Consider the following 21,305-nt stretch of genomic DNA (forward strand, 5'->3'; position numbering starts at 1 on the left):
ATGTGTATAAGAGACAGGTTCTCGAACATGGACTCCGACAGCGTCCAGCTGAACACCGGCGCGTACGACTTCAACGAGAACGGTAAGATCGACTTCGCGGACGTGACGGCCCTCTACGAAGAGGTCAACTGACGACTCCGACCGAGCACCCTTCCCATCTTTCGATACAGCAACACAATGACCGACGACACTACCTGTTCGATACGCGGTCGCGTCCGAACCGTCAGCCGCCCCTTCGCGCTCGTCGCGCTCGTCCTCCTCGCAGGGACGGTCCCCGCACTCGCCACTGGGCAGAGCACGCCGAAAATTAGCATTGAGGCCGGCTCCGTCGCCGCCGGCGAGACAACGACCGTTCCAGTGGTCCTGACGACCGCGCCGGACGGCCTTGCCGGCTACCAGCTCGAACTCGCTGTCGACGACCCCGCTGTCGTCCGGTTCGAGAACGCGAGCTACCCCGACCGGTTCGGACTCACGACCGATCCCGTCGTTAGTTCAGATGGCGGGACGGTCACGCTTGAAGCGGCCGACCTTGACGGGCAGATCGAACCCGGAGCGAGCGATGTGACGCTCGCGACAGTCACGCTTGCTGGCGTCGACAGCGGTGAGACGCAGGTGACTGTCGCGTCGAATCAGGTCGACGCCGACGGCGGCGGCGCAGTTGAACCAGCAACCGAGCCGGCGGCGCTCACAGTGTCACCGAGCGCGACGACGGAGGCAGTGGCGGCCGCGACCGAAGCATCGTCGCCCGCCAGCGAGTCCACAACCGAGTCAGCGGATACCGCGAGCGCCGCAGGTGTCACGGAGGACGACTCTACGGGCGGCGGCGACCAGTCGACGACCGGCGCGAACGGGTCACTCCCGATAGCACTGGCCATCGTCGCACTCGCCGCGGTAACGGCGCTCGCAGCCAGAACGGGCCGACAACCATAGCACCAGACTAACCTATCCATGCCACAGCCAGACACTACTGCTGCACCGACGGACAGCTCGATCTACCGTGAGTACATCCTCGACGTACGCATCGTCGAACGAACGACAGGCGACGGCGACACGCGCTACCGATTCGAGGCCCCCGACCACCAGGGGGTCGAGTTCGCCGACCCCGAGATGGCGACGCTGTACGCCGACGTGTATTTCGACGTGAACGGCTTTCAGGAGGCCGGGACCGGCGAACACGGCGTGCCGCCGACGGTCATACAGGCTGGCCGTGATACGCTGGTCGCCTACTTCCTCACACAGGACGGCGTCGACGTCCACTGGGCCGCGTCGTTCTACGGCGAGAAACCGGAGAAAATCGAACGCTACGTTTCACGCGTCCGCAAGCGCTCGAAAAAGATCCGTGAGGGGGCGAAACAGAAACAGCTCACATGAGTGCCGATACACCGCGACGGGCTGCAGGCCGAGCCAACTGACGGAGACGACAGGCCTCTCGTAAGAGCCCTGCTCCTGCCGTACTGCACCGTCTAGCTCGTCCACCACAATAAGTACTGTATGTCTGGTGAAAATAGCGCTGCATTGTTATTTATTCACAAACTGTCTGTTACCTCACAGTCCGGATTTCTCTATGCAGAACATGTCTGTATAGGGTTATATTATAAAGCGGTTTTAAAACACTCTCCTCTTGAACAGGTGCATGGTCGACTTTACTCGACGACAGGTGCTTTCGAAATCGGTGGCGGCTGCGCTTGGGGCCAGCGTCATCGGTGTGGCGAGTGGCGAAGAGGTCGACGAATCCGACACACCCGGCGCACCGAGTGTGAAAGGGGAACTCAAGCGGTTCTCAACGACGGCGTTCGGGGCAGAAGTGACAGGGCCGTTTGTCTTCCAGAACGGCTCACTCCTGTACAGTCTCCAGCATCCTGAAGCGGAAAATCCGGAACCGTTCGACACTGCCGGAATCGGCTATTTCAGTGGTTTCCAGTTCGAACTCGATGGGACTAACGACGACTTCGACGAACTGTCGACGCCACAAACCGAGGCGGAACAGCGTCAGGTCCGGTCAGGCAACGGCGACTACACAATCTTCGCCCACGGCCGGGACGAGATCAACGGCGGCGAGGAGCGCCTGGGCGTCACGCAGACGCCGGACGGTACGGACATCACGCTGGACAATTTCGAAGGGACGCAGTACGGTGCCGCAGGGACGAACCCTGACTGTAATCAGTTCGTCCCGACAGACGAGGACGGAACTGAAGGCTACCTGTTTACGAACTGGGAGAACAGTCCGGGCAACGTCAGTCGAATCCCGCTGCGTCAGACCCGCGATGGCGAGTGGGAAGCTGACCTCGAAGACGCGATCAATCTAGCAAACACAGAGCCGTTCCGTGAGATCGGTGGCACGCGGATCAACTGTTACGGCGATCTGAGCCCGTGGGGAACAATGATCTCTTCAGAGGAGAACTACGCCCACCCGCGCGTCTCGCTGACCAACCAGGTCGGCGACATCGTCGACGCCGGCACCGGAAAGGGACGCATCGGCGGGTGTCAGTTCTGGAACCGACCGAACCCGACTGGCATTCAGAGCGCCGTCGACGACTATTACGGCGACGAAGCCTGGAGCATCCAGGGATACTGGGCGCTGGACGGCGTGGAGTTCCTCGCGTATTATCTCGGTGCTGAGCAGTCCGACCAGAACTCCAACAGCAATAGCACCGAGCCGATCTCTGATACGTATCCGAACCCGTACCGGTATGGCTACCACGTCGACTTCCGCGAGCCGACTGCCGACCCGCCACAGCCAGTCAAGTACTACGTGATGGGGCGGGCTTCTTGGGAGGCACCGAACATCCAGGCCGACGAGCAAACTGTCTATATGTGCTCAGACGGCGACAGCAAGGGCATCTACAAGTTCGTCGCCGACGAGGTCATTCCGGAGTACGACGACCCGATGGAGGTGTCGGGCACGCTGTACGCGCCGAAGATTACGAACCCACAGGCGGACGCATCGACGGTTGGCACACGGAAGTCCCCGGCTGAGTACTCGCTTGACATTGAGTGGATTCCGCTGGGTAGCGCAAGCAACGCGGAGATCGAAGAGTGGATCGCCGAATACGATGACATCACGCAATCTGACTATCTCCGAGCCCACGCCGAGTCTGATTGGGTGGAGGACCGCGAGGCCGCTCTTGAAGAGGCTGACCGAGAAGTCATCGAGAACGGGAACCAGAACTACATCACGAACGAGGAAATTGTCGAGTGGGCCGACCAGTACTACGCCGAAGGCCCCGACAACGTCGACGAGAAACTCCGGCGCGTCCCCTTCCTCGAAACCCGTGCGGCGGCAAAGGAAATCGGCGCATCTATCGAGTTCAACAAAGCAGAAGGTGTCGACAGCAAGGACGGTGCCGGACCGGGCGACCCAGTCTACTTCGGTATTTCGGAGTTCAACGACGATCTCGCAAACGACAGCGGTGACATCCAGATGGACCGCGTCGACGGCGGCGTCGTCTATCGCGGCGTGCTGGAATCGGACTATAATATCTCGACCCTCGAGCCGGTCATCGTCGGCCCGGACTTCACCGACGAGCCGGAAGACGCCGACGACGCGCTCCGGAACGTAGATAACGTCTACGTGATGGACGACGGACGCGTGCTCTGCTGTGAGGACGGCTTCGGCGGCCCCGCACGTTCGTACCCGAACGATGGGCTCTATGTCTACGAACCCGAGCCAGAAGAGGAATCAGAGCGAAACGAGAATGGCGGTAACGATAACAACGGCAACGGGAACGGCAACAACGGCAACGGGAACGGTAACAACGGCAACAACGGCAACGGAAACGGTAACAATGGCAACGGGAACGGCAACAACGGCAACAGCTAACGAGACAAGGCGCTGACCAGACACCACTCAGACAGCTACACAGCTTTCGATTTCACCCAAGACATGGCTCAGACTGACAGCTCAAATACTGTAACCGACTTAGAGACGTATCGCGAGTATATCCTCGGCGTCCGAATCACCGAACGAACCACTGCTGACGGCGAGACCCGGTACCGATTTGAGGCCCCTGATCATCAGGGAATTGAATTCGGCGACCCCGAGATGGCGACGCTGTATGCCGACGTGTACTTCGACGTGAACGGCTTTCAGGAGGCCGGAACCGGTGAACGTGGCGTACCACCGACAGTGATACAGGCGGGACGCGATACGCTCGTCGCGTATTTCCTGACACAGGACGGTGTCGATGTCCACTGGGCAGCGTCGTTCTACGGCGAGAAACCGGAGAAAATCGAGCGGTATATCTCACGCGTCCGCAAACGGTCAAAGAAGATCCGCGAGGGAGCGAAAGAACAGGGCCACGCCTGAGTCGCCGCTTCAGCGCCTCCAGTGGGTCCAGCGGTATTATCCACACCAGGGACACGACTGCGTACGAACGCAATACGCCTCCAGAACAGAGAACGCATCGAGTGACGCTGTGCACGAGTGAAGGTGCCGGAAAAAGCGCTGTTAGAATGTGGGGCTTTTTCATATCGGGAGTGTGAGCGTCAGTTAATGGTCGGTGATCAGTGATGTCGGTTCGCGTCGACTGGCGACAGAGTGTCGCTCTAACCGGCACTGTGATCAAGTATCTCGCCGTCGCAATGCTGGTCCCGCTTGGGATCGGTTTGTTGTACGGAGAAGATACCGTTGTCTTCCTGATCTCTATCGCAATCGCCATCACGCTCGGCGTAGCGATAGAGCAAGTCAGCGACAGTCACGAACTCGGGCCACGCGAAGCGCTGCTGTTCGTCGGTCTCTCGTGGGGGGCCGTCGCGGTTATCGGTGCGATCCCCTACGTTATCGCCGGGTACGGGACCGAATCGGCGCTCGGTGAGCCTGTGAACGCGCTGTTCGAGTCGATGTCCGGGTTTACGACCACTGGCGCGACCGTCACCAACGAAATATCGTTTACCCGCCATTCGCACGCGCTGTTGATGTGGCGACAGCTCACCCAGTGGCTCGGCGGAATGGGTATCATCGTCCTGATGGTCGCCATTCTCCCGGAAGCGGCCGTCAACGGGGCGCAGTTGATCGAATCCGAAGCGCCTGGCCCCGAACTCCAGAAGCTGACGCCGAAGATAGCCGAAACTGCACGGCTCCTCTGGCTGTTTTACCTGGGCTTTACCGTGCTGTATATTCTCATTCTGCTCGGCCTTCATTACACGGGCTATGCGCCGAATATGGACGCCTACAACGCCGTCGCCCACGGGTTCACAACGCTGCCGACCGGCGGTTTCTCCCCACAGGCTGAGAGCATCGCCTACTTCTCACCGGCTGTCCAGTGGGCCGTCATTCCGTTCATGCTCATCGCCGGGATGAACTTCGCGCTGTTTTACCTCCTGTTACAGGACGAGTACGCCGCCTTCCTCCAAGACCGCGAACTGCAGGCGTACCTCGGTGCGAACGCCGGCGTGGCCGTCATCCTCTGGGGACTGCTGTTCACCGGGTCCGCACCGCCGCTTGAACTCGGCGGCGTAACACAGGGGGCGCTGGAGAACTCGCTCCGACAAGCCACGTTCCAGGTCGCCTCCCTGCTGAACTCGACCGGGTACGCGACGAGTGACTTCGCCCAGTGGGGCAACACCGCACAGGGAGTCCTCTTGTTCGCGATGTTTATTGGCGGCTCCGCAGGGTCGACCGGTGGCGGTGTCAAGATCGTCCGGTGGCTCGTCGTGTTCAAGAGTATCCGACGCCAACTGTTCACGACATCCCATCCCAGCGCCGTCAAACCAGTTCGGCTTGGCGGGCAGGTCATCGATGAGGACGTTATCAACGCGATATACGGGTTCACGCTGTTGTACCTGCTTACGTTCGGTGTCGCGACAGTGTTTCTCCTCCTCGATGCCGGCCGTGTCGGCCTCGACCTAACTGTCTTCGAAGCCATCAGCGCAAGCCTGGCGACCATTGGGAACATCGGTCCCGGGTTCGGATTTCTGGGGCCGTTCGGAACCTACGAACTCTTCCCGGAGACCAGCAAACTGCTGATGATCTTCCTGATGTGGATCGGTCGACTGGAGATTATTCCGGTGTTCGTACTCTTCACCGGTGCGTTCTGGAACGAGTGAGTGCTAGAGACTGGAGGGCGCTCGACGGCTTACGGATCTAACCCGTACAGTCCGGCGCGGATGAACACGAGTATCGGGATGATCTCCAGCCGGCCGACCCACATGTTCAATACGAACATCCCCTCTGCGAGCGGGGACATCGACGGACCGGTGATGCCAGAGGACAGGCCGACGTTCCCCTGCGCGCTGGCGACCTCGAACAGGGCATCAGCGTAACCGAACGCCGGTCCCGCGACGTTGGTGAGGACGACGCTGCTGGTCACCAGAATGATGAGCCACAGCAGCGTGACGATGGCCGCTTCGCTGAACTCCCGCTCCATCGACTCGCGGTCGAGCGTCCGGTCGCCGATGCGGGCCGTAATAACCGCGTTCGTCGGGAGGAACACTCGCGAGAATTGCCAGATGATCCCGCGAGCGATGGTGTATCCCCGGATGATTTTGATGCCCCCGACAGTGGACCCCGCAGCGCCGCCAAGCACCATCGCGCCGGTCACGAGCACCTTGCCGCCGGCGAGCCAGCGACCGATCGGTGCTGACTGGAAGCCGGTACAGCTGAGGGCGCTGACCCACTGGAACGTCGAGTCTCGGACCGCATCCAGCTGTGCAGCGTCGAGCATCGGCACCGAAAACGGCAGGAACGACTGGGTGGCAAACGCCTCAGTCGTCGCGGACACGGACCACATGTTCTGGGCTGAGAGCCCGACGACGCCGAGCGCAAGCAGGATGAACAGCCAGCGAGTCTGCAAGTCCGACACCAGTTCACGAACCTGCCTGTCGTGTAAGACGACGTAGTGGACCGGGAACGCAATCGCGCCGAGAATCATAATCGGCAACAGGACCGTCTCGACGAGCGGCGAGTTGTACGTCGCAATCGAGTTGTCCGTGACCGAGAACCCGCCGGTCGTCAGCCCGGTCATGGCGTGGTTGAGCGCCTGCCAAGCGGCCTCCCACAGCGGCAGTGACTCCGCGTACTCGCTGTCGCTGGCGAGGATAGCACCGAACAGCAGCGCGAACGAGAGCACCGTGTAGCCGGCGACGAGTTTCCAGACCGTTCGGACGGTAGAGACGACGCTTGGATGGATTTTTTCCTCGCGAGCCTCGCTCTGGTAGAGGGCGTAACTGCCGCTGCCGGGCCGTGAAAGGATAGACACGGTCAGGACAATGACGCCGACGCCGCCGATGTACTGGATGAACGACCGCCACCACTGGACCGCGCGGGGGAGCGAGGGCTCGTGAATCGCCATCGTCAGGCCGCTCCCGGTCCACCCGCTCATGCTCTCGAAGAAGGCGTGAAGCGGGTTCCGGAAGTACGCCAAGCTGGAGAACGTCGTTGTCCCGCCAACCCTGATCGGGTCCCACGTACTCGTGTCCGTCCCGACCGGAACGAACGTATCCATGACAGCAGGGGGCGTGAACCACGCGGTCAACAGAAACGGCAACGACCCGAACGCGGCGACCAGCAGCCACCCGCCAGCGGCGATGACCATGCCGTGTTTCATTTGTGGAGCTGGGGCATCGGTGAATCCACGGTTCGCGAGACCGCCGACGGCGGCGGTCATCCCGGCCGCAGTGAAGAACCCGAAAGCGGCGTAGAACTCCCGAAAGCCTAGCGCAATCACGGCTGTAATCGTCATGAGCCCGGCCTCCATCAGCAGGAGCGACCCGATATCGCGGGCGATTGTCTTCAGGTCCGTCGGGAACAGCCCGTAGTTCCGTCGTGACATGTCAGTTATGGTCCTCGGAGTGACCGAAGATGTCGGTCACCTCAGGCGTCGCACCGTCACCCGAGTAGACCGTGAGGAGGTCGTCGGCCTCAATGCGCGTATCGCCGCGGGGCGTTATCGGGTCGCCGTCGCCGTTGCGTTCGATAGCCACGATGAGTGTCTGGCCGCCGATGAGACCTTCCGCGTTGGCATCCTGCAACGTTTTGCCCGCAATCGGTGCGCCGGGCATGACAGTGATCTCGAACACTTCCGCCCTGTCGCCGATACGCATGAAGTCGACGATAGACGGCCGCTTGACGGCCCGGTAGAGGTACTCGGCGATGAGCCGTTGTGGGTTCTGCATCGTGTTGACGCCGATCTGGCGGAACACGTTCATGTGCTCGGGGTTGTGGACGACCGAGACGATGTCCGGCACTTCCAGTTCCTGTGCCAGCAGACAGACCATGATGTTGGTCGCGTCCTGGTCGGTTGTCGAGATAAGCGCGTCGGCACGATCAACACCGGCGTCTTCAAGCGTGTCCTTCGAGGTCGCATCGTCGTGAATAACGAGACAGTCGTACTGTCTCGACGCACGTTCCGCTCGTTCCTTGTCGCGTTCGATGACGACGACCTCGTTCCCCCCCGCTGTCGCGATCTCAAGCAATGGCGACCCGATATCACCCGCACCGACGATGACAATATACATTTTTGCCAGTGTACTGAACCGATGGTTGAAAGACTACCGTTATCAATCACAAGCAAGCCACTGCGGCGGTTCGGCCTGTCGGTGCCCGCGCCGCTCCCAAACCACTATACTGTCCCCGACTGAATCCCCCGGTATGGCACACCTCACCGAGCAGTTTGACCATCCGGCGTGGCTGACAGCCGCCGGGACGCTGGCCGGCTATGGCCTCATTCTCCTGTTCATGTTCCTGTTGCTGTTCATCCTGCCGTATCTTCTGTTCCCGGCCTGAACGGACCCCGAACCACCTGATTTCACTCGTATCTCGAATCGATGAGAAACCCGAGCGAGATGAGTCCACAGACCATTGACAGGAATCCAACGATAGCGAGGCCGAACGGTGGATTATCGCCGGGGTAGGTTATGAGTCCGCCAAAGGAGCCGATACTGATGCTCCACAGGCCGACCGTTAGTACGAGGTCCGCATACGTGTTCCAGGCGTCTTCGAGCGCGGGTTCGACGCGAGCGAGCCACCACCCGGACGTGTCCGCCTGAGAGGACGACCCGTGACCCAGAAGTTGGCGAACTGCGGGCCGACCGCCAGCAATGACGAGCGCAGCAGTGGAGAGCACTGCAATTCCCGCCAGCGCCGATACTGGAGCCGCCCGGACCTGCAACAACAGAAACAGGCTGACGTAGCCCAGAACCGCGATGCCTGCCGAGAGTCCACGGAGTGTGTCCCCGATGCTCATTTCCCGTTGCTGGTTCCCTTCGAACTGGGCGGTATAGTGTTGTCCGTCTTACTGTGACGCGATCGCTTCGCTGCTGCGGTCAATATGGCCGCTACAGGGGTATCGCAGTTAGTAAATAGGTCCGTGCGAGAGTACACGTCGATGGAAGGGAAGGCAGCAGCGCCCGCAGCAGGGACGGTCCTCAACGCGCTGGCGACCGGCCGCGGTGCGGCGTTTGCTATCGACGAGTATACGACTGCCACTGTCGAGCTCTCGACCGAGACCGACGGTGTCACCGGTGAAGTGGACGGTGCGCCGGACGCCGACACGCGACTCATCGAACGCTGCGTCGAGTACGTCATCGACGCCCACGGCGGCCCGCAGAACGTGGGCGTGCCGGCGGTCTCCGGTGGGACGGTCCGCACCGAGAGCGAGGTCCCGATGGCCTCGGGGCTCAAGAGCTCCAGTGCGGCCGCAAACGCGACCGTCATGGCGGCGCTCGATGCGCTCGATGCGACCGAACGGATGAGCCGCGAGGACATGGCTCGCCTGGGCGTCATGGCGGCCCGCGACGTGGGTGTCACCGTCACCGGGGCCTTCGATGACGCCTCGGCGTCGATGCTCGGCGGCGTCACCGTCACCGACAACGAGGACGACGCGCTCCTGGCCCGCGAGGAGATCGACTGGGACGTGCTCGTCTGGACGCCGCCGGAACAGTCCTTCAGCGCCGACGCGGACGTCGAGCGGTGCCGCCAGATCGCGCCGATGGCCCGCCTCGTCGAGGACCTCGCGCTCGACGGCGACTACCAGCGGGCGATGACCGTTAACGGCCTTGCGTTCTCGGCCGCGCTGGATTTTGAAACGGACCCGGTTCTCGACGCGCTACAGTACGTCGAGGGCGTCTCCCTGTCCGGGACGGGGCCGTCGTTTACTGCTGTCGGTGAGCGAGCGGCACTTGAAGCCGTACGGGACGCCTGGGACAAACGACCCGGAGAGACATGGCTGACGACGACACAGACAGAAGGGACACACACAGTATGAGCACGAACCCGAACCCAGAGGACATGTCGCTGGACGAACTGCGCGACGAAATCCGGACTATCGACCGGGAGATCGTCGAGAAGATCGCACAGCGAACCTACGTCGCCGATACCATCGCACAGGTCAAAGACGAGAAGGGGCTGCCGACGACCGACGAGCAACAGGAGCAGGCCGTCATGGACCGCGCCGGCGACAACGCGGAGCAGTTCGACGTCGACGAAAACCTCGTGAAAGCAATTTTCCGGTTGCTGATCGAACTGAACAAGGTCGAACAGCGAGAGAGTAGGTAGACGACGGGCACTTCTGGCACCCGAACGACAGAGTACATCTTCGCAGTCTTTCATGATCGCGTATGGCTCCTGAATGGCGCGTTCGCACTGCAACGACCACCGAAGTGGAGGCGATCTTACTCATTCACGTCGCTGCCATCTTCGCTCATGGGCCGTCTGCCTATACTGATAGGCAGGTTGCGGCGTGGGCAGCAAAGACAGAAGGGACTGAGAGATATGAGAACGCTATTAAAGACGCTACGACCGAACTCGTCGTCGCAGAATCCGACAGTCGCGTTGTCGGATTCGGCGAACTTGACGTGGAAAGCGGGGAAGTTGCGGCTGTTTTTGTAGACCCGGAGCACGATAGAGAAGGAGTCGGGTCATCTATCCTCCATCACTTCGAGCGGCGTCTTCGAGACGAAGGGTTCGACGTGGTTCGTTTACGCGCCGTTCTCAACGCCGTCAAGTTCTACGAACAGCAGGGGTACCAGAAGGTAGAGCGCGTGACAAACACGACTACGAACGACATCGATGTAGATACTGTGTGGATGGAGAAACCCCTTTAGTCAGGCTGCTTCACTTCGCTCGACTCCCCGTATTTGTCTATTGGGAGGGCGAAATCGACAATTTGTACATGCCTTGTAACACCAGTTTCAGACCCGAAAAAGGTCGAACAGCGAGAGAACAGATAGCAAGAGTCTGCTGCAATGGGTCGGTCTAGTCCGAGACTCAGTTTCAACGCTCCGCCTACCGCCACCGCCGTCCTGTTAGTACTCCCAGAGGCGGTTGATCCGTGAGTCGATGTCGGGGTGAACCGCCCGGAGCGCGCCGACATCGGTTTCGCCGTCGACGTTGATGACGTGGACCTCACCCCGTTGCCCCCCGTACACGTCCTGAAAGTCGTAGACGACACCGAACACATCGACGGTGTCGGGCACGTCGTCGCTGTCTCGAAGAAACTCGACTTGCCTGTCGACGTTGTACTCGACGAGTCGGTTGATGGCCGCTGCCCGCTCGATATCCTCTGGGAGATGGTCCAGCGCAGGCTCAAGATGGGGTTTGAGAAGACTGAGGCAGTGGTCAATGCCAGCCGGCTCATCAAGACCGTCGGTCAGGTCGTCATAGGTTGCCGTCACCGCTCCACAACCGGTGTGGCCGACGACGACGGCTGTTTCGGTCATCGTGTGCTCGATGGGGTACAACACGTCACCGGATACCGTCTCGCCGGAGGTGGTCTGCTGGATGACTCGGTTCCCGATGTTGCTACAGGTAAAGAGATGCCCCGGCTCGCTGTTTCCCCACATATGGTCCTGAAGTACCCGCGAATCGGAACAACAGACCGTGACGGCGTCGGGTGTCTGCGAGTTCTGGACCTGATCGAACCGGTCCCGGAACTCCGCCGTGTGGTCGGCGTTTCCGGCAAGTAAATCACGTAATAGCTGGCTCATGCGTGGGCAGATAGCCGCCATGCAGTAAACTCATTGGACTTGGGCAGTGTTGCCCTGCCCAAACCTGACGCCGACTCGGTCCCCTGTCCGGACCGCTCTGGCTGCATCGAGGACGATTTTGAAACCCAGGTCTGGAGGGGTTTAGACGTGCGATTACGGTGAAAGCAAACGAACAGACAGGTCTGGAAGAATAATAGTATGGGGTCGGAGGGATTTGAACCCCCGATCGGCTGATATCTCCGTCCTGCGCCTCGGAACTCCAGAGGGTCATCGTCGCGGACCGGTGATCAGCCGGCCGCTCAGTATATCAGCCCTCGAAGTGTCGTCCCAGGCGCGTGGCCTCTGGAGTCAGCCGCCTTCCCGGACTAGGCCACGACCCCGCACTCCGGCGTAAGCCGACTCGCATTAAAGGGATTTCGATTGGCAGACGGCGCTCAGTCGCGGTCGGTGTCAGACCAATCGCACTCCTGGCACTTGTATCCAGTAACGAACTCCAGCGCAGAGGGCATGTACCCTACGGAAATAACGTTCTCGCCACAGTCCGGGCAGTCGTCGTCGGCGTCTTCGATAGGCTCTGCGTCCATGACGTCTTCGCCTTCGATGAGTTCGGCCAGGCTCTCGGGAGTCTGCATCCGTCCCTGGACCACGCGATTGTCGCTCATACCGGACAGCCGGGCCTGATGGGCCTAAAAGTTCTCCCTCGTCACAGCCACGGGGCGCGTTCTTGGTCAGGCTCGTACTCGACTGCGGCCCCTTCGTCGGTCTGCTCGTCGGCGGCGACGCCCTGGGACGCGCCGCCGTCGGCGAAGGCGGCAGTGAGGTCCACGGCGTCAGGTCGGTATTCCGTGTGACGCGTGCGAGCGTTTTCCGGGTCGAATGACAGCAGCGCCGTGACGGCCAGCACGGCCAGCGCAACTGGCGCGTCGGTCGGCATCACGCCGAGGACAGAGAGAGCGAGGACGCCAAGCGCGACAGCGCTTCCGAAGCGGAACCGGTCGATGTCGACGGCGTTGCGGAGCCACGGACTCGCCAGCGCGACGGCGAGGGCGAAGCCGATCCCGACGCCGGTGGTAGCAGCCGCTCGGAGCAATACCTCGGGTTCGATGGCGGTGACCAGCTTTGCGCCTGCGGGATCGAGGCTGGCTAACAGACCGAGCCCGACGATGACGGCCGGCCGCGGCAGGTACTCGCCGATACGTGCGCTCGCAGTCTGTGCTGCGATGGCGAGGATGACGAGGCCGGCGAACCGTTCGAGGGTCCCCAGTTTGACGATTCCCGCGATCGTCGGGGCAAGGGCTGCTTCGACGAGTGCGATCGGCATCAGGACGGCTCCGATGATGAGTACCGAGCGCGCCTGCTGCCGGGGACCGCCTTCGAGTTCGGCTAACACGACGGCGACGGTGGCCGATCCGCCGAAGACGAGCAAGCCCACTTCGAGGACGCCCATCCAGGTCGAAAGTGCTCCTGCGAGGACGAGCACCGGGAAGATGCCGTCAACGAGCGGCAGACCCATGACGGTCGCTAAGAGCCGACCACCGCGGCCGACCTGCTGCTCGATGTCGAGTGCAATCGGGTGTCTGGAGCTACTCATGTCGTGTTACGGTCGAGCGTAACCCAACTCTCGTTGGGAGGTTCTCACTCGGTCCTGACGAACACGACAGAGTTGCCAGAATTTCTTACCGAACCGCGTGAACGTTGTGTTGCCCGACGCTGTGGACGTCATCTGACGGGCAGTACCGTTCCGTGCGGGTTCGGTGAGTCGCATGTTTTTAATTATCCTTCATTCGCACATAACCGTTGCGTGAGAACTGCGCACATACGCCACCGGTTTTCCGGAATGCCCCGATGTTTGTGGACGAATGTCTCACCTTCGGGATCAGGGAGTGACAAATGAGAGATCGATGGCGGATTTCTGGAAGGGGCTGCCGGAGACACGTGTGCCATCGAACCCCACGTAGCGCCGAGTCTCGCAACGTTTTTGCCGGGCCGTCGTGGACGATTTACATGGCGAACGATTCCGAGCCTTTCTCAGAGAAGCTCCGAGTGCCGGAGGCGCTGACGTTCGACGACGTACTCCTCAGACCCAAGGAGTCCCGCGTCGAACCAGACGAAGCAGATACCACAACGCGGGTCTCGAAGTCGGTCGAACTGACCGTCCCTGTCGTCTCCGCGGCGATGGACACTGTCACCGAGAGCGACATGGCGATCGCGATGGCGCGACAGGGCGGTATCGGCGTTCTCCACCGCAACATGAACGCCGACCAGATGGCGACCGAAATCGAGCGGGTCAAACGCGCAGACGAACTCATCATCCGCGATGTCGTGACGGCCAGCCCGAACCAGACCGTTCGCGAGGTCGACGAGATGATGGAACGCGAGGGTGTCTCCGGTGCGCCGGTCGTCGGCGACGACAATGGCGAAGTGCTAGGTATCATTTCCGGGACGGATATCCGACCGTATCTGGAGGTCGGCGAGGACGACGCCGTCACTGATGCGATGACCGACGAAGTCGTCACCGCCCCCGAGGACGTGACGCCACGGGAAGCGCTAGAATTGATGTATGACCACAAAATCGAGCGCGTCCCTATCGTCGACGACGAGAACCGACTCGTCGGGCTGGTCACGATGCAGGGTATCCTCCAGCGTCGCGAGTACGACCAGGCCGCCCGCGCAAACGACGGCTCGCTCCGCTGTGGCGCGGCCGTCGGCCCCTTCGAACTCGACCGTGCACAGGTCGCGGACGAGGCCGGCGTTGACATCCTGTTCATCGACTGTGCGCACGCCCACAACGCGAACGTCATCGAGAGCGCCCGCGAGATCAAGGCCGAAGTAGACGCCGACGTGGTCGTCGGCAACATCGGGACCCGTGAAGCCGCTGAAGCCGTCGTCGACTTCGCCGACGGTGTCAAGGTGGGTATCGGCCCCGGCTCCATCTGTACGACCCGCGTGGTCACCGGTGCGGGAATGCCACAGATCACCGCCGTCGCACAGGTCGCCGACGTGGCGAGCCAGCACGACGTGCCAGTCATCGCCGACGGCGGTATCCGCTACTCCGGCGACGCGATCAAGGCCATCGCCGCCGGTGCGGACGCGGTGATGCTCGGTTCCTACTTCGCCGGCACAGATGAGGCTCCGGGCCGCGTCATCACAATGAACGGCAAGAAGTACAAGCAGTACCGCGGGATGGGCAGCGTCGGTGCGATGAATGAAGGTGGCGGCGAGCGCTACCTCAAGGACGACGAGGAGGGCGAGGAGTTCGTTCCCGAGGGCGTCGAAGCCGCCACGCCGTACAAGGGCTCGCTGGCCTCCGAACTCCACCAGCTCGTCGGCGGGATGCAGTCCGGGATGGGCTATGTCGGTGCCGAGACGATTCCCGAGTTCAAGCAGCGCGCCGAGTTCGTGCGGGTCTCCGCCGCGGGACAGCAGGAGAGTCACCCGCACGACGTGATGATTACGGACGAAGCACCCAACTACAGCCCCGACAGCTAACGCTGTCGACCGGAGTGGACGCAGAAAGCCGCAGCCGATTATAAGCTGGTTTCGCAGGCCGGACTACACGCCTCTTTCTGTGCTGCATTCGCGTCGGGATACGCTTTGAACGACTCACCACAGCTCGCACACTCGAACGTGTCGAAGTCGGACATAGCGGCCCACTGTACTCGCGCCGCGGAAAAAACTATTTCGGGCTCGTCGGTCAGTCGTAGTAGTCTTCGTCCAACGGCAGTTCCGTTCCGGACGACGTGACTTTGTCGACAGTCGCCTCCAGACGGAGTGTCTCGCTGCACTCGGGGCAGATGACTGCCACGTCGACCTGTAGAGCATCATCGGAGTCGTAGATTCCCAGAACCTCCGCATCAGAGGCGTACAGATACTCCGCCGACAGTTCGTGCTCGTGGTCGCGAGCGTAGTCGTACGTCATGCATGTCCGCTACACCCGGGTCTGTGTTGATGGTTTCGCCGATTCTCAGTGACAGCACATACAGGGGGCCCGCTCGAAGCGACAGTCATGAGCAACTTGGAAGTCGATGTCGGTACCTGGGATGCGTTCCAAGACGCGGCAACTGCCGTTCGAAAAGCAGTGTTCGTCGAGGAACAGGGCGTCTCCGAGGATGAGGAACTCGATGGAAACGACTCGGAAGCCCTTCAGTTTCTGGCCCGTGACGACGAGTATCCCGTTGGGACTGCTCGGCTCCGGTTCCCCGAGCCCACGGTCGGCAAGGTCGAGCGAGTCGCGGTCCGTGAGCCCTACCGAGGGGATGGCGTCGGTGCGGCACTGATGCGGGCCGTCGAAGACGCCGCTCGTGACGACGGCGCAATGGAGCTCAAACTCCACGCACAGACCCACGTGGAGCCGTTTTATGAACAACTCGGCTATGAGACGGTCAGCGACGAATTCGAGGAAGCAGGTATCCCACACGTCAAGATGCGAAAGCGACTGAACGGCTGACTTGCCTGTCAGACGGATCAGAAAGGATTTGAACCACCTGAACATCACTTCCTTCGGTCGCTCGTTCCATCGTTCAAATCCTTTCCTATCGAATTCGCGCCGCTCACGGTTTTGTTCGCAGCGCAAGAATACGGGCCGGAAGGGATTTGAACCCTCGACCGACGGCTTAAGAGGCCGTCGCTCTGCCAGACTGAGCTACCGGCCCAGTGCACTCAACTCTCTGGACGGCCCGGTAAAATAGGTTTTCATTCGGACGCCTCGTGTCGGTCGGTCTCACGTTTCTTGTACACAATAGTCGGCTAGCGGCAACTGACCGGCCTCGGAGCCGTGGGGGGCGAAACTGTGACCGTTCTGGACGACGTTTGACGGCTTCTCAGGCCAGTTCTTCAGGAGAGCGTTCCCAGTTGTTGGTGAAATAGCTGGCATTAAAGAGGCTTGACGCCAAGCGATACAGACACTAATGAGTACAGCCAGCGGCATCACGATGGCCTCTATGTCGACCTACGCCATCCTCGGGTGTGGGAGTGTTGGCCACGCCGTGGCGGAAGAACTCGTCGAGGAGGGGAAAGACGTCCTCATCCTCGACGCGGACGAGGGGCGAGTCGAGGCGCTCCGTGACCAGGACCTCAACGCACAGCAGGCGGACATCTGCGAGGCTGACGTCGCCCAGACGGTGGCCGACCGCGATGTGGTTCTCATCATGTCCCCGGACGTGAACGCCAACGCCGAAGCGGTGCAGAACATCCGCGAGTCCGGCGGCGAGCAGTTTATCGTCGCTCGCGCCGACGACCCGGTGTCCGCCGACGACCTCACGGAACTCGGTGCGGACGTGGTTATCAATCCCTCCGCGGTTATCGCGGATTCGGCGCTTCGAGCGCTGGAAACTGGTGAACTGGAGTACAAGGCTTCCCAGCTCGGAGACGTCATCGACGGGACCGAGGAACGCATGGCGATACTTATCCACCGGTCGCCGGACCCTGACTCCATCGCCTCGGCGGCCGCATTGCGAGCCATCGCTGCGAGCCGTGACGTAGACGCAGACATCATCTACGAGGGCGAGATCGGGCACCAGGAGAACCGCGCGTTCGTCAATCTCCTCGGCATCGAACTGACTTCGAACGAAGATGTTGACCTCGACGAGTACGATACGTTCGCGCTGGTGGACGTTGCCAAGGGCGGCGAACCGGCTATCGACTCGGTCGATATTGTCGTCGACCACTACGAGCACGAACACGAACTGGAACACGACGCCGCCTTCTCCGATATCCGACCGAACATCTCGGCCACGTCGACGATTCTGACGAAGTACATTCAGGAACTCGATCTCAATCTCGACCAGAGCGTCGCCACGGCGCTGCTGTACGGCATCCGCGCCGAGACGCTGGACTTCAAGCGAGATACGACGCCGGCGGACCTGACCGCCGCGGCGTATCTGTACCCGTTCGCCGACCACGACACGCTCGAACAGGTCGAGTCGCCGTCGATGAGTCCGGAGACGCTCGACGTGCTCGCCGAGGCGATCCGGAACCGCGAGGTTCAGGGGAGCCACCTCGTCTCCAACGCCGGGTTCATTCGGGACCGCGACGCGCTGGCACAGGCGGCCCAGCACCTCCTTAATCTGGAGGGGATCACGACGACGGCCGTGTTCGCCATCGCCGACGACACGATCTACCTCGCTGCGCGCTCGAAGGACATCCGGATGAACATCGGCAAGGTGCTGTCGGACGCGTTCGGCGGGATGGGGGAGACAGCGGGTCACTCCACCGACGCTAGCGTCGAGATACCGCTGGGCATCTTCACCGGTCTGGATACGAGCGACGACAACAGAGATACACTGCTGGAACTCACCGAAGAAGCGGTCAAACGGAAACTGTTCGAAGCGATGGGCGTCGACAGTTCCAGTAGCGAGAGTTCGAACGGAAACTAGGCGGGGACTTCTTCTTCTTCGTCGCTGGCTTCGGGCTGGCGGAGCCGTTCGACGATATCGCTGACGATGACGACATCGCCGACAGCCTGAACCCACCGGTACGGGATGATGACGCCTCGCGATGCGTTCACTTCTTCGTCGAACAGCTCCGTGTTAAGCTGGTGGAGTGCCAGCCCTGTCACTTCCTTGCGGTCGAGTTCCAGCCGAAGGTCCTCGACTTCGCCGACGAACACGCCGTTTTTCGAATACACCTCGCGACCCACGAGGGCTGTAATCTCCTGTGGCAGATTCTCCATTCCCATACGACGGTGGTTGGTCGGACGGCTTATAAAGCTTCTTTGCGACTGAAACGTCTCCGGCTCGGGGGAGCAAATGCTACGAGATTCGCCGGACAACGACTGCTGGTCTCACTCTGATTCCGCTGCCAGCGTACCCACACAGGGAGCAGTCGCCTGTCTGGGTCGCGGGACTTTTGTCCCGCTTCCCCGTTAGCTCGGTATGCTCAGCCCTGGCGACCCAGCCCCGGACTTCGACCTGCAGGGGACCGCTGACGGAGGTGTTGGTGCCTATCGGCTGTCGGCCGCAACGAACCGCGCACCGGCGGTCGTAGCCTTTCTCCCTGATGACGACCCCGAGTCACGGACCGTCCTTACCGAGTTAGCCCAGACAGATTGGGCGAGCGTATCGGACGCTGTAGCAGTTTTCGGCGTTCTCCCGGCGGGTATTGACGACTGTCGGTCGCTCGCGGCAGCGCTGTCGCTCCCCTACCCGTTGCTGGCCGACACCCACGGCGTCGCTACGCAGTTCGGCGTCAGAAAACAGGACGGGAGCGTCCAGCGAGCTACATTCGTCGTCGACAAGCGATGTCGTGTTCGGGCGGCAACTGTGTTCGACGACACCGACGGGACCACGTCGGCCCTCGACAAGGTTCTGCGTTGCCTCGCCGAGTTGTAGCTACTCACCGCGGTCTAGCTCGCCTTCTAGCAGCCCGTAGATGTGTACGTCTTCGTAGCGGCCGTCGCGGAACCAGTGGTCCCGCATCGTCCCCTCGCGCTGGAACCCCGTCTTTTCGAGCACGCGCTGGGACCCTTCGTTTCCGTCGAAGACCTTCGCGTACACCCGATGGAACCGACGTTCCTGAAAGCCGTACTCGGTGAGCGTCCGGGCGGCGTCGGTCGCGTAACCGTTGCCCCACGCGTCCGGCGTGAGCCAGTAGCCGAGTTCGGCCATCCCCATCCGGTCTGTGACGTCGTTCAGCCCGATGATACCGACTGCCTCGCCGTCGACGCAGACGAGCAGATGCACGTCGTCGGTTTCGCCACTGGCGACGGATTCGACCCACTCACGCTCAGCCTCCTCGGATATCGGCTCTGTGGCCGAGAGGCCGTATCTGACATCCGGGTCGTTGATCGTCTCTTGCAGGAACTCGACGTCTTCGACTTCGACCGTTCGGAGCGTTACTGTCTCGCCCCGGAGGAATGCTGGTCCGGGCATACACAAACCGACAAGGGGCTACTGAAAGAAGCTTCGGAAGGTGTGTGAGTGAGTTTCACGGCTTCCCGTCGTCGGCGAGCAAGCCACACTCCAGCAGATTGACGTACTCGCCGGTGACGAAGCCGTGGTCGCGGCGTCGTCCCTCCCGCTGGAAATAGTGATGATGTGCGAATACCAAGCAGTGAGAAACGACACGTCAAAGGGAACCCAGCACTGCCCTGAGGTATGGGAACGCCGCTGGATTCACGCGAGGAACAGGCAACGGAGGTCGTCGACCGACTGCACGAGGAATACCCTGACTCGGCGATTTCACTGAACTACAGCAACCGTCTGGAACTGCTGATTGCTGTCGTCCTCTCGGCGCAGTGTACTGACGAGCGAGTCAACGAAGTCACCGCAGACCTGTTCGAGAAGTATCAGGGTGCCGAAGAATACGCCGCGGCCACCGAGGAGCAACTCGCCGAGGACATCTACGGCATCACCTTCCACAACAACAAGGGCGGCTACCTCCAGGGAATCGGTGAAATTCTGATCGAAGAACACGACGGCGAGGTTCCGGACACGATGTCGGCGCTGACCGATCTCCCGGGCGTGGGCCGCAAGACGGCAAACGTTGTCCTCCAGCATGGCCACGATGTCGTCGAGGGCATCGTCGTCGACACGCACGTCCAGCGGCTGTCGCGGCGGCTTGGGCTTACTGAGAAGGAACGGCCGGAAGCCATCGAGCAGGACCTGCTTGACGTGGTGCCCGAAAGCGAGTGGCAGCAGTTCACGCACCTGCTCATCGACCACGGGCGAGCGGTGTGTGGCGCACGCTCCGCGGACTGTGGAGCGTGCGTGCTCTCGGACATCTGTCCCTCCGAGAAGGGGGACAGCGAGGTCGACCTCGCCAGCGGCGAGGCGTGGTAGCTCCGCGTCGAACGGCTCAGCCTTCGTCGTCACCGAGGCGTGCAGTGAGTACGGGCACGTCGGACGTCCGAACGACTTTTTCGGCGACGCTGCCGAGCAGATACCGCTCGATGCCCGTCCGACCGTGGGTCCCCATGACGATGAGATCGATGTCATGCTCGTCAGCGTAGTCAAGGATTGCGCTGTGCGGTGGACCGCGTTCAACGGCGGTGACGGTGTCGACTGCGTCGACCTCGTCTGCCGCTGCATCGACGATGGCCTGTGACCGCTCCTGCAGCGACGATTCGATGTTGTGTTCTTCGCCGACCATACCCGACTCCGACTCGTCGTGCTCCTCCACAGTCATGCCGGTCGTCGCCCCCTCTGGGCCTGCGGCAGTCATCCCGATATGCGGTGACGACGTATCGAGGACGGTCATGATGTGTAACGTCGCGTTGTGTGTTTCGGCGAGAGTGCGTGCATGTGCCAGTGCGGCGGCTGCTCCGTCACTACCGTCCGTCGGAAAGAGAATGTGTTCGTACATTGGAGCCACAGCTAGCGATGGATATGCAATCCTAATGAAACATCTAGTCTGTTCGCAGTTTCCGAGAATCAGACCCGCTGTCG

Annotated in this window: 25 protein-coding genes and 2 tRNA genes; 14 read left to right on the top strand and 13 right to left on the bottom strand. The window is 61.3% G+C overall.

What is annotated here, in order from left to right; genetic code table 11:
• Positions 1 to 177: 177 nt before the first annotated feature.
• The 5 genes from C444_RS10895 (at position 178) to C444_RS10915 (ending at position 6,045) form a co-directional block, all read left to right on the top strand.
• Positions 178 to 930: a hypothetical protein gene (locus tag C444_RS10895; protein WP_004592880.1), complete on the top strand. Its 753-nt coding sequence runs from the start codon at positions 178 to 180 to the stop codon at positions 928 to 930.
• An 18-nt stretch (positions 931 to 948) separates the two neighbouring features.
• A complete protein-coding gene (locus tag C444_RS10900; RefSeq protein ID WP_004592881.1) occupies positions 949 to 1,371 on the top strand; it encodes a hypothetical protein in 423 nt (140 codons plus the stop codon).
• A gap of 262 nt (positions 1,372 to 1,633) precedes the next feature.
• Entirely contained in the window at positions 1,634 to 3,820 is a 2,187-nt protein-coding gene (locus C444_RS10905) for an alkaline phosphatase PhoX (protein WP_004592882.1), read from the top strand.
• 63 nt (positions 3,821 to 3,883) lie between these two features.
• Positions 3,884 to 4,306 (top strand): hypothetical protein, encoded by a 423-nt coding sequence (locus C444_RS10910; RefSeq protein WP_004592883.1) that lies wholly within the window; start codon positions 3,884 to 3,886, stop codon positions 4,304 to 4,306.
• 203 nt (positions 4,307 to 4,509) lie between these two features.
• Positions 4,510 to 6,045, top strand: a complete 1,536-nt coding sequence (locus tag C444_RS10915) for a TrkH family potassium uptake protein (protein WP_004592884.1) — start codon at positions 4,510 to 4,512, stop codon at positions 6,043 to 6,045.
• 29 nt (positions 6,046 to 6,074) lie between these two features.
• Here the strand turns inward: C444_RS10915 and C444_RS10920 are convergent, their stop codons facing one another.
• Entirely contained in the window at positions 6,075 to 7,769 is a 1,695-nt protein-coding gene (locus C444_RS10920; protein WP_004592885.1) for a potassium transporter TrkG, read from the bottom strand.
• 1 nt (position 7,770) lies between these two features.
• Positions 7,771 to 8,454: a potassium channel family protein gene (locus C444_RS10925; protein WP_004592886.1), complete on the bottom strand. Its 684-nt coding sequence runs from the start codon at positions 8,452 to 8,454 to the stop codon at positions 7,771 to 7,773.
• A gap of 133 nt (positions 8,455 to 8,587) precedes the next feature.
• Here C444_RS10925 and C444_RS22955 point away from each other — a divergent pair, with 133 nt between their 5' ends.
• Positions 8,588 to 8,722 carry a hypothetical protein gene (locus C444_RS22955; protein WP_004592887.1) on the top strand — a complete coding sequence of 45 codons (135 nt, stop codon included), beginning with the start codon at positions 8,588 to 8,590 and terminating at the stop codon, positions 8,720 to 8,722.
• A gap of 22 nt (positions 8,723 to 8,744) precedes the next feature.
• Here the strand turns inward: C444_RS22955 and C444_RS10930 are convergent, their stop codons facing one another.
• Positions 8,745 to 9,182 carry a hypothetical protein gene (locus C444_RS10930; protein WP_004592888.1) on the bottom strand — a complete coding sequence of 146 codons (438 nt, stop codon included), beginning with the start codon at positions 9,180 to 9,182 and terminating at the stop codon, positions 8,745 to 8,747.
• Positions 9,183 to 9,323: 141 nt separating this feature from the next.
• Between C444_RS10930 and C444_RS10935 the strand changes: the two genes are divergently transcribed.
• From C444_RS10935 to C444_RS10945, 3 genes are all read left to right on the top strand, one after another.
• Complete coding sequence (locus C444_RS10935) at positions 9,324 to 10,202, top strand: shikimate kinase (RefSeq protein WP_004592889.1); 879 nt, start codon at positions 9,324 to 9,326, stop codon at positions 10,200 to 10,202.
• Positions 10,199 to 10,492, top strand: coding sequence for a chorismate mutase (locus C444_RS10940; RefSeq protein ID WP_004592890.1), 294 nt, complete (start codon positions 10,199 to 10,201; stop codon positions 10,490 to 10,492). Before C444_RS10935 ends, C444_RS10940 begins: the two co-directional genes overlap by 4 nt.
• A 62-nt stretch (positions 10,493 to 10,554) precedes the next feature.
• Positions 10,555 to 11,040 (top strand): GNAT family N-acetyltransferase, encoded by a 486-nt coding sequence (locus tag C444_RS10945; protein ID WP_004592891.1) that lies wholly within the window; start codon positions 10,555 to 10,557, stop codon positions 11,038 to 11,040.
• 201 nt (positions 11,041 to 11,241) lie between these two features.
• On the opposite strand, the gene C444_RS10950 is transcribed toward C444_RS10945, so the two are convergent.
• From C444_RS10950 to C444_RS10965, 4 genes are all read right to left on the bottom strand, one after another.
• Complete coding sequence (locus C444_RS10950; RefSeq protein WP_004592892.1) at positions 11,242 to 11,922, bottom strand: carbonic anhydrase; 681 nt, start codon at positions 11,920 to 11,922, stop codon at positions 11,242 to 11,244.
• Between the two features lie 199 nt (positions 11,923 to 12,121).
• Positions 12,122 to 12,302: transfer RNA gene (locus tag C444_RS10955), tRNA-Trp, on the bottom strand.
• Positions 12,303 to 12,356: 54 nt separating this feature from the next.
• The gene (locus tag C444_RS10960) at positions 12,357 to 12,584 is read right to left on the bottom strand and encodes a DUF5795 family protein (RefSeq protein WP_004592893.1); all 228 of its coding nucleotides are present in this window, start codon (positions 12,582 to 12,584) and stop codon (positions 12,357 to 12,359) included.
• A 41-nt stretch (positions 12,585 to 12,625) separates the two neighbouring features.
• Positions 12,626 to 13,513 (bottom strand): DUF5794 domain-containing protein, encoded by an 888-nt coding sequence (locus tag C444_RS10965; RefSeq protein WP_004592894.1) that lies wholly within the window; start codon positions 13,511 to 13,513, stop codon positions 12,626 to 12,628.
• Between the two features lie 413 nt (positions 13,514 to 13,926).
• Here C444_RS10965 and guaB point away from each other — a divergent pair, with 413 nt between their 5' ends.
• Complete coding sequence (gene guaB / locus C444_RS10970; protein ID WP_004592895.1) at positions 13,927 to 15,411, top strand: IMP dehydrogenase; 1,485 nt, start codon at positions 13,927 to 13,929, stop codon at positions 15,409 to 15,411.
• 205 nt (positions 15,412 to 15,616) lie between these two features.
• Here the strand turns inward: guaB and C444_RS10975 are convergent, their stop codons facing one another.
• The gene (locus C444_RS10975; RefSeq protein WP_004592899.1) at positions 15,617 to 15,841 is read right to left on the bottom strand and encodes a hypothetical protein; all 225 of its coding nucleotides are present in this window, start codon (positions 15,839 to 15,841) and stop codon (positions 15,617 to 15,619) included.
• Positions 15,842 to 15,928: 87 nt separating this feature from the next.
• On the opposite strand from C444_RS10975, the gene C444_RS10980 reads away from it, so the two are divergent.
• Positions 15,929 to 16,369 carry a GNAT family N-acetyltransferase gene (locus C444_RS10980; RefSeq protein ID WP_004592901.1) on the top strand — a complete coding sequence of 147 codons (441 nt, stop codon included), beginning with the start codon at positions 15,929 to 15,931 and terminating at the stop codon, positions 16,367 to 16,369.
• Between the two features lie 131 nt (positions 16,370 to 16,500).
• Here C444_RS10980 and C444_RS10985 read toward each other — a convergent pair.
• Positions 16,501 to 16,574 (bottom strand) — tRNA-Lys (locus C444_RS10985).
• 255 nt (positions 16,575 to 16,829) lie between these two features.
• On the opposite strand from C444_RS10985, the gene C444_RS10990 reads away from it, so the two are divergent.
• A complete protein-coding gene (locus C444_RS10990; RefSeq protein WP_004592903.1) occupies positions 16,830 to 18,296 on the top strand; it encodes a DHH family phosphoesterase in 1,467 nt (488 codons plus the stop codon).
• Here C444_RS10990 and C444_RS10995 read toward each other — a convergent pair.
• Positions 18,293 to 18,592: a PRC-barrel domain-containing protein gene (locus tag C444_RS10995; protein ID WP_004592904.1), complete on the bottom strand. Its 300-nt coding sequence runs from the start codon at positions 18,590 to 18,592 to the stop codon at positions 18,293 to 18,295. The genes C444_RS10990 and C444_RS10995 overlap by 4 nt on opposite strands.
• 202 nt (positions 18,593 to 18,794) lie before the next feature.
• Between C444_RS10995 and C444_RS11000 the strand changes: the two genes are divergently transcribed.
• Positions 18,795 to 19,250 (top strand): redoxin domain-containing protein, encoded by a 456-nt coding sequence (locus C444_RS11000; protein ID WP_004592905.1) that lies wholly within the window; start codon positions 18,795 to 18,797, stop codon positions 19,248 to 19,250.
• On the opposite strand, the gene C444_RS11005 is transcribed toward C444_RS11000, so the two are convergent.
• Together C444_RS11005 and C444_RS22960 are read right to left on the bottom strand one after the other, a co-directional pair.
• A complete protein-coding gene (locus tag C444_RS11005; RefSeq protein WP_004592906.1) occupies positions 19,251 to 19,790 on the bottom strand; it encodes a GNAT family N-acetyltransferase in 540 nt (179 codons plus the stop codon).
• A 55-nt stretch (positions 19,791 to 19,845) separates the two neighbouring features.
• Positions 19,846 to 19,968 (bottom strand): hypothetical protein, encoded by a 123-nt coding sequence (locus C444_RS22960; protein WP_275039448.1) that lies wholly within the window; start codon positions 19,966 to 19,968, stop codon positions 19,846 to 19,848.
• A gap of 47 nt (positions 19,969 to 20,015) precedes the next feature.
• On the opposite strand from C444_RS22960, the gene nth reads away from it, so the two are divergent.
• Positions 20,016 to 20,699 (top strand): endonuclease III, encoded by a 684-nt coding sequence (gene nth / locus C444_RS11010; RefSeq protein ID WP_004592907.1) that lies wholly within the window; start codon positions 20,016 to 20,018, stop codon positions 20,697 to 20,699.
• A gap of 16 nt (positions 20,700 to 20,715) precedes the next feature.
• Here nth and C444_RS11015 read toward each other — a convergent pair whose 3' ends face one another.
• On the bottom strand, positions 20,716 to 21,222 hold the full coding sequence (locus tag C444_RS11015; protein WP_004592908.1) for a universal stress protein: 507 nt from the start codon (positions 21,220 to 21,222) through the stop codon (positions 20,716 to 20,718).
• Between the last annotated feature and the right edge of the window lie 83 nt (positions 21,223 to 21,305).

Source organism: Haloarcula japonica DSM 6131 (assembly GCF_000336635.1).
Lineage (GTDB): Archaea > Halobacteriota > Halobacteria > Halobacteriales > Haloarculaceae > Haloarcula > Haloarcula japonica.

Bases quoted from the DNA above. Each gene is read 5' to 3' on its own strand.
- C444_RS10895 (WP_004592880.1), top strand. From the start codon at position 178: ATGACCGACGACACTACCTGTTCGATACGCGGTCGCGTCCGAACCGTC.
- C444_RS10900 (WP_004592881.1), top strand. From the start codon at position 949: ATGCCACAGCCAGACACTACTGCTGCACCGACGGACAGCTCGATCTAC.
- C444_RS10905 (WP_004592882.1), top strand. From the start codon at position 1,634: ATGGTCGACTTTACTCGACGACAGGTGCTTTCGAAATCGGTGGCGGCT.
- C444_RS10910 (WP_004592883.1), top strand. From the start codon at position 3,884: ATGGCTCAGACTGACAGCTCAAATACTGTAACCGACTTAGAGACGTAT.
- C444_RS10915 (WP_004592884.1), top strand. From the start codon at position 4,510: ATGTCGGTTCGCGTCGACTGGCGACAGAGTGTCGCTCTAACCGGCACT.
- C444_RS10920 (WP_004592885.1), bottom strand. From the start codon at position 7,769: ATGTCACGACGGAACTACGGGCTGTTCCCGACGGACCTGAAGACAATC.
- C444_RS10925 (WP_004592886.1), bottom strand. From the start codon at position 8,454: ATGTATATTGTCATCGTCGGTGCGGGTGATATCGGGTCGCCATTGCTT.
- C444_RS22955 (WP_004592887.1), top strand. From the start codon at position 8,588: ATGGCACACCTCACCGAGCAGTTTGACCATCCGGCGTGGCTGACAGCC.
- C444_RS10930 (WP_004592888.1), bottom strand. From the start codon at position 9,182: ATGAGCATCGGGGACACACTCCGTGGACTCTCGGCAGGCATCGCGGTT.
- C444_RS10935 (WP_004592889.1), top strand. From the start codon at position 9,324: ATGGAAGGGAAGGCAGCAGCGCCCGCAGCAGGGACGGTCCTCAACGCG.
- C444_RS10940 (WP_004592890.1), top strand. From the start codon at position 10,199: ATGAGCACGAACCCGAACCCAGAGGACATGTCGCTGGACGAACTGCGC.
- C444_RS10945 (WP_004592891.1), top strand. From the start codon at position 10,555: ATGGCTCCTGAATGGCGCGTTCGCACTGCAACGACCACCGAAGTGGAG.
- C444_RS10950 (WP_004592892.1), bottom strand. From the start codon at position 11,922: ATGAGCCAGCTATTACGTGATTTACTTGCCGGAAACGCCGACCACACG.
- C444_RS10960 (WP_004592893.1), bottom strand. From the start codon at position 12,584: ATGAGCGACAATCGCGTGGTCCAGGGACGGATGCAGACTCCCGAGAGC.
- C444_RS10965 (WP_004592894.1), bottom strand. From the start codon at position 13,513: ATGAGTAGCTCCAGACACCCGATTGCACTCGACATCGAGCAGCAGGTC.
- guaB (WP_004592895.1), top strand. From the start codon at position 13,927: ATGGCGAACGATTCCGAGCCTTTCTCAGAGAAGCTCCGAGTGCCGGAG.
- C444_RS10975 (WP_004592899.1), bottom strand. From the start codon at position 15,841: ATGACGTACGACTACGCTCGCGACCACGAGCACGAACTGTCGGCGGAG.
- C444_RS10980 (WP_004592901.1), top strand. From the start codon at position 15,929: ATGAGCAACTTGGAAGTCGATGTCGGTACCTGGGATGCGTTCCAAGAC.
- C444_RS10990 (WP_004592903.1), top strand. From the start codon at position 16,830: ATGAGTACAGCCAGCGGCATCACGATGGCCTCTATGTCGACCTACGCC.
- C444_RS10995 (WP_004592904.1), bottom strand. From the start codon at position 18,592: ATGGAGAATCTGCCACAGGAGATTACAGCCCTCGTGGGTCGCGAGGTG.
- C444_RS11000 (WP_004592905.1), top strand. From the start codon at position 18,795: ATGCTCAGCCCTGGCGACCCAGCCCCGGACTTCGACCTGCAGGGGACC.
- C444_RS11005 (WP_004592906.1), bottom strand. From the start codon at position 19,790: ATGCCCGGACCAGCATTCCTCCGGGGCGAGACAGTAACGCTCCGAACG.
- nth (WP_004592907.1), top strand. From the start codon at position 20,016: ATGGGAACGCCGCTGGATTCACGCGAGGAACAGGCAACGGAGGTCGTC.
- C444_RS11015 (WP_004592908.1), bottom strand. From the start codon at position 21,222: ATGTACGAACACATTCTCTTTCCGACGGACGGTAGTGACGGAGCAGCC.